This is a genomic window from Sulfitobacter sp. HI0027 (assembly GCF_001634775.1).
GTDB lineage: Bacteria > Pseudomonadota > Alphaproteobacteria > Rhodobacterales > Rhodobacteraceae > Sulfitobacter.
On the sequence record NZ_LWER01000380.1, the window covers coordinates 1 to 1422 of the forward strand.

Consider the following 1422-nt stretch of genomic DNA (forward strand, 5'->3'; position numbering starts at 1 on the left):
CGCGTATGTTGGTTGCCCGATCTACCGCCGAGGTAATCGCACCTCTGGTGGCGGCGGTTGCCGTGGTTATCGTTGTTTTCCTGCCGCTTTTCTCGCTGCAAGGGGTTGAGGGCAAAACCTTCCGGCCCTTGGCGGCATCGGCTGCACTCGCCATGACCGGATCGCTGTTCTATGCGGCCCTGATTGCGCCTTCCATGGCCTTTTCGGTGATGCGCCGATCCGGCAAGAAGGCCCCTGACAAGCCGGGGCGGACTGTCGCGATGGTCAGTGGTGCGGCCGGGTTCTTTGTCCGTAACCGTTTTTTCGCCATTGTCCTGTGCGGCATATTTTTGGCGGTGGGCGGTTTTGCAGGATCGCGACTTGGTTCCGAATTTACGCCGTCGTTGGAGGAAGGCGATATTCTGATGCGCGTCACCATGGCACCCTCGATTTCGCTTACCGAAGGGACGAAGACGACGACGCTTGTGGAAAAGCGGCTGTTAAAGAATTTTCCTGAAATCAAGTCCATCGTGACCCGTATTGGGCGTGGTGAGGTTGGCGCGCATGCTGACCCGACCAACAGCGCCGAAGCCTTCATCGAGTTGAACCCGGTCGATCAGTGGCGGCCCGGCTTGTCTGCCGAAGGTTTGCGCACGGCGATTTCGGAAGATCTGGAAAGCTTTCCGGGGATTGTGGTGAATATCGGCCAACCCATCGCGATGGCTGTTGATGAATTGCTGACCGGCACACGCGCCGAACTGGCCGTCAAAATCTTTGGACCGGATTCCGAAATTCTGTTGGAGCGATCACAAGTCCTGCAATCACTCCTGCAACAGGTTGAGGGGGCTGCCGAGGTACAGGCCGACCAGATCACCGGTGCGCCGCAACTTGTGGTAACCGTGGATCGGTCAGTCCTTGGTCGCTACGGGCTTGATGTTGAGGAAGCGTTGGATGGGCTGCGTGCAGCCGTCGGCGGGGCCGAGGCCGGATCACTGTTCGAGGGCGTGCGACAGTTTCCGATAATGGTGCGTTTTGACGAAGAAAGCCGCGACACACCGGAGGCGATCAGACGCATCGTGCTGGAATCGCCTTCGGGCGCACGGGTGCCGCTGGACACAGTGGCCAATATCGAAACTGTAATCGGTCCACGCCAGATCACACGCGAAGATGGCGAACGCTTCATCACGGTCCAGTCCAACGTGCGCGGTCGCGATATCGGCTCTTTCGTTGCCGAAGCGCAGACGTTGACGGACGCTCAGTTGGATCTACCGCCCGGGTATCGTTTGGTCTGGGGCGGCCAATTCGAGCTTCAGCAACAGGCGAATGCCCGTTTCAAAGTGGTTATTCCGATTACGTTGGGCATCGTTCTGCTGATCCTTCTGGTAACCTTTGGTCGCCTGAAATCAGCGATCCTCATCCTGTTGAATATCCCCCTGGCGCTGA

General features: G+C 58.3%; 1 protein-coding gene. It reads left to right on the forward strand.

Translation table 11 applies throughout. The features are described 5' to 3' along the window. A partial coding sequence (locus tag A3722_RS17640; protein WP_150120542.1) for an efflux RND transporter permease subunit occupies positions 1 to 1422 on the forward strand: 1422 nt, incomplete at both ends.